Annotated in this window: 3 protein-coding genes; all 3 read right to left on the reverse strand. The window is 59.3% G+C overall.

All coding sequences use genetic code 11. The features are described 5' to 3' along the window. On the reverse strand, positions 1–1149 hold a 1149-nt coding region (locus ABX749_RS20785; protein WP_372897663.1), incomplete at its 3' end, for a sulfatase. Positions 1150–1628: 479 nt separating this feature from the next. Then, entirely contained in the window at positions 1629–3272 is a 1644-nt protein-coding gene (locus tag ABX749_RS20790) for a Glu/Leu/Phe/Val dehydrogenase dimerization domain-containing protein (RefSeq protein ID WP_372897664.1), read from the reverse strand. Between the two features lie 363 nt (positions 3273–3635). Next, on the reverse strand, positions 3636–5234 hold a 1599-nt coding region (locus ABX749_RS20795; RefSeq protein ID WP_372897665.1), incomplete at its 5' end, for a hypothetical protein.

Raw genomic sequence — 5234 nt, forward strand, 5'->3', positions numbered from 1 at the left:
AGAGTGCCAGAAAATGTTGCGTTCAGGAAGGGATCGACCCGACAGGAGTGGCACCCAGGAACTGCCATCGATGCTCTGGGTGGTGGGCAGCTTCGCACCGGCCAACTCCGCGAACGTCGGCATCAAATCGACACCCGTGATTGGTGTGTCGCACGTGCTGCCCGGTTTGACCACGCCGGGCCAACTGACGCAGGCCGGAACGCGTATCCCGCCTTCGTAAAATGCGCCCTTGGCTCCCTTGAGCGGTTCACACCAGGTGACCCCGGACGCACCGCCATTGTCGGACGTGAACATGAACACCGTGTTTTCTGTCAGCCCCTGTTGTTGAAGCTTCTCGCGGACACGGCCGACGCTGGTGTCGACCGCTTCGATCATCGCCGCATAGGTCGGGTTCCACTTGCGGTCCCAATCGCGACTTTCCAGCTTCTTTTTGTATTTCGCGACAACCTCTTTGCGTGCCCGGATCGGCGAATGCACGTCCCAATGGCAAAGATAAATAAAGAACGGGTTCGAGTGATTCTGGTCGATGAACTCGCAGGCGGCATCGGTCAGGTTTTCGGCGACGTCGATGTTGCCGTAGAATTTTTGGCCAAGCCCGGCGCCCAACCCATTGGTGTCGTTGACGTCAAACCCTTGTCCATCGGGGCCCAGGTGCCACTTGCCGAAATGGGCGGTTTTGTAGCCGGCGTCATGGAGGACTTCTGCGATCGAAATCACGCTGGGCGGGAGGGCGCCCTTGGAGGGGAAAACGCCATCACCCTTCTTGTCCTTGTTGCGCGGGACCAGAAACTTCATCTTCGAAGAGTCTCCCTTGGCCCTCATCCCCGGCGTCCACATCTGTGTGCGGGACACGTACATACCCGACATGATGCAGGCGCGTGATGGCATGCAATTGGCTGCCCCGGGATAAGCCGACGTAAACTCCATGCCGGATGCACACAGCGCGTCGATGTTCGGCGTTTCGTAAAACTCCGCACCGTTGTAACCGACGTCCGACCAGCCCAGGTCATCCGCCATGATGTAGACGATGTTGGGCCGATTCGTCGATTCGGCCTTCAGGAGCGTGGGAACCAGACTCTGCATCAACAGACATGCCGCGGCTAGCAACGCGAGACGAGCGGTTCGGTGAAGCAGATGACGTGGGAGCATGGGGCGGCAACCGAAAGATGTTGAAACAACGAACCGAATCATCATATTCGATCATCATCACGTCTGCCGCGTCGGTTGATTCAGTTTTTTCCTTGGAAAATAAAGTGAACACCCAAAGAACGGGCATACGTGTTGGTGTACAGCCTTTAGGCGCATCCCCGTGACGCCTTGGGCGTCCGCTGTGTTAAAGAGAATTGCCTATGGCCCAATACCGCTAAGTTAAGACCAACGGGGAGGCCCGGACGCTGGCGCGAACCGGCTGATATCAAACGATGATCAGCCGTTTGGCGCGAGCCTACGGGCCCCGGCACGAGGAAACGACGCTTAACTTAGCGGTGTACAGCCTTTAGGCGCATCCCCGTGACGCCTTGGGCGTCCGGCGTGTCAAGGAGAATCGGCTAAAGCCTAGACACCAACACTCAGATGCGTGCGGTTGGTGGCGACAGGAGTGGAGCCATCGTCGAACGGCGACGCGACCGCTAGGGGAACAGGCCGCGGGCTAATTTGGCTTGCTCGACACGTTGGATGCCTTCGATCAGTGCGGCGGTTCTCAAGTCGATGCTCTGGCGTGCCGAGCGGTCGAGCGCGCGGCGAAACGCGTCGACCAGGATCGTGTGCAACCGGCTGTTGATCTCGTCCAGCGTCCACGTGTAGTTCTGCGTCCCCTGCACCCATTCAAAGTACGACACGGTGACGCCGCCGGCGTTGCCGACAATGTCCGGCAGCACAAAGATGTCTCGGTCGTGCAAGATTTCGTCGGCCTCCAACGTGGTCGGCCCGTTGGCGCCCTCGGCAAGGATCTTGCACTTGACGCGATCGGCGTTGGCCTGCGTGATCTGATTCTGCATCGCCGCCGGAGCCAGAATGTCACAGGGCAACTCGAGCATCGCTTCGTTGCTGATCGCTTCACCGTCCGGGTAGCCTGCCAACACACGATTCTCGCGGGTGTAGGCGAGCAGCGACGAAACGGACAGACCGTGTGGATTGTAGATGCCGCCGGTGACATCGCTGACCGCGATCACCCGAGCCCCCAATTCCTCTAAGAACCGCGCGGCGTTGCTGCCGACGTTGCCGAATCCCTGCACGACGACCGTGCTGCCATTGAGATTCAGCTCCAGGTGCTCGGCCGCTGCAGCGATCAAGTACACCAGTCCGCGCCCGGTTGCTTCGCTGCGACCTTGCGATCCACCGAGGACAACCGGTTTGCCGGTCACGACGGTGGGGACGGTGTAGCCGATCTGCTGGCTATACGTGTCCATCATCCACGCCATCTCACGCTCGCTGGTGCCCATGTCGGGAGCCGGAATGTCTTTGTCCGGGCCGATCATGTCCAGGATTTCGGTGGTGAAGCGACGCGTCAATCGTTGCAGTTCGTGGCCGGTCAAAATCGTCGGGTCGATGCGGACACCTCCCTTGGCCCCGCCGAACGGCAAACGCATCAGGGCGCACTTCCACGTCATCCACATCGCCAACGCCGAGACCTCGCCCAAGTTGACGTCTTCGTGATATCGGATGCCTCCCTTGGTCGGGCCCATGGTCAGCAGATGTTGCACGCGATAACCAAACACCGTTTCAACTTCCTGATAATCATCGCGTCGGAAGGGAAACGTGACGGTCAGGGTGCGTTGCGGAAACAGCAGCCGCTCGCGCAGGTTGTCATCGAGTCCTACAATCTGTGCGGCCTTCAAGAACTGCTGTTTGGCCAGGTGATACATGGGAGATTGCCACTCCGCCTGCTCCGCCGCGGTGCGTTGAATGGCATATCGAAGCGAGCGCCCGAGTCGATTGGCATCAATTTTTCCTTTGACCAGATAAGCCTCCGCACCCTCTTCGACCGCTTTGGCGGCCAGGGTCAGGTCATCGCTGCTGGTCAACACGACCACGGGAACATCACCGGCGGCGAGGGACACGCGGATGAACGTGTCCAGTCCCTGGCTATCCGGAAGCGTTAGATCCGAGAGGATCACGTCAAACGAACCGCGTGAAATCGCGGCGAGCGCCTCGGCGAGCGTTTCGACCGTCTCCACATGAAACGGGACGCCGACTGCCTTGGACAACAGCCCCTTGATCACCATGCGGTCGACTTGGCTGTCTTCTATTAGCAAAACCTTGGCAGACGCCATCGGAGCACTCCTTGTCGAAAACAGGCACGGGAGCCGACCACCTGCGTTTCGCATGACGACGCGCTGGGGTCACTCGTTGAGTATGTACCCTTGGAGAGTCCGCTGCAACAAAACGAAGGCGTTTAAGACGGAGACGATCACGAATCGACTTTGTTTTGACGTTCCCCGACGCAATTCTGAAGAACGCTCGTCAAGTCCAACAGAATCGATGAGACAGCTGCGCGGTACCGGTTCCAAGCGTGTCACGGATCGATCCTTCATGCACTGCGCCTTCATGTACTGCGCCTTCATGTAATGCGATCGGTCGCACCTGCCCGTGCGAGTTCGTGATGAAGAGCCTGATGCGGATGGCGGGCTGGCGGCTTATCCCGCGTCAACGGGCAGGGTCTGAACTTTCTTGACCTCTGACAGTTCGCCGCGATGGGCGAGGACCAGGACTTCTGCGCCCGGATCGATGTCGACCAATCCGCCGACCACGATCCTGCCATCATCCAGGCTGGTGGTGCCTCGGATCGGGCGTCCGTTCAGGTCCAGGATCTGAACTTCGGCACCGGGAATCGTTTTGATTTCAGGCAGCCGACTGGCAGGAAGACGCCCCGTTTGCGACGCGGTCGTTTGCAGCAAACCACCGCCGCGGGGCGTTTGCTGTGGCGGATCCACCAAGTTGCGGATCCGCAGGTCGATCGACGGATCTTCTTTTCCAGGATCGAACTCCATTTCCAGGAAGTTCCAGTAGAACGGTTCACCGTCGGCGTGCGGCGACAGGTTCGGATCGGAAAACTCTTTGTGATACAGGCAATGAATCGTCAGATCGCGTCCATCGACGTCTTTCATCTGGGGGCCGAACCCCGGAATCACGCCGCGACCCCCGCTGCGACCGATCGGACCAAAACTGGATTCGATCACGCGATGGGTCTGGTTGGTCATGATCGAACCGTTGTGGACGTCGCCGTAAACGGTCACGACGCCGTCTCGCCCGCCCAGCAATTCCAGCACACGATCGGCACCGGCTTTGACCCAGCCGGCATAGTCGGCGGTCACCCGATCGCGTTGGCTGAACTTCATCGGGTGTTTGCCGCTTTCGAAATCGCCCCGTCCGCCGGTCCAAATTGTGTGCAAGCCGTTGATCCCGGTCAAGCAAATCAATCGAGACGAATCGGTGGCGAGCAGTTCTTGCAACCAGGCGAATTGTTCTTCGCCCAGCAGGCTGCGTGTCGGGTCGGTGCGGTCATAAAGGCTCTTGAAGGCACCCCAGCCCTGCTCGCGCCAGACGTCGACGTTCTGGCTGCTTCGCCACAATCGTGAATCCGTGATCACGAACGTGAAGTCGCGATGGGGCATTTTCCAAGCCCGCCACTTCTTCGGATTGGCCAACGGATCAACCTCTTCGTCGCCGGTGATCAGGTGGTGGACGATTTGGAAGTTGCGTCGCATGTACGACGCGTCTTGCCCCAGCCCATCTTGTCGCCGAATGATGATCTGCTCGGGCCCTTTGACGTCGTCCATGCCGTAGTCATGGTCGCCGGGATTGATCACGTTCCAGTGGCGCATCAATTGCCAACGGCTGGTCGGGCCACAAATCGATTGGGTGACGATCTTGTAGGCGTCATCGGTGCTGGGCGGATACAACACCAGTTCCATGTACCAAACGTCGTCTTCCCAGACCATCACTTGAAAATCGTACGCTTCCAAATGGGAGTAGGCGCCTTCGGTCGGTTGGTCGCGAAATTGCCAAACGTTGTTGCCGCCGTTGATCGTGTACCCGTTGTCGGTCTTCTGTTGCAGACCACTGGTGATGGCATGGCAGGACAGACCACACAGCCGATACGGTGCGACGAGTCGGGGCAGGCGTCCGACATAGTTTCCACTCTCTGGTACGTCGCCGACCAATCCCGTCCCCGGGCCGACGGCGGCCGTGCCGATGCGTGGATCCGCCGTCACGTCGACCCCATCCTTCCAAAC

It is taken from the genome of Stieleria sp. (genome assembly GCF_041595215.1).
Lineage (GTDB): Bacteria > Planctomycetota > Planctomycetia > Pirellulales > Pirellulaceae > Stieleria > Stieleria magnilauensis.

What these genes read in the sequence shown, in the direction of transcription:
- ABX749_RS20790 (WP_372897664.1), bottom strand. Translation starts at nt 3,272, where the DNA reads ATGGCGTCTGCCAAGGTTTTGCTAATAGAAGACAGCCAAGTCGACCGC.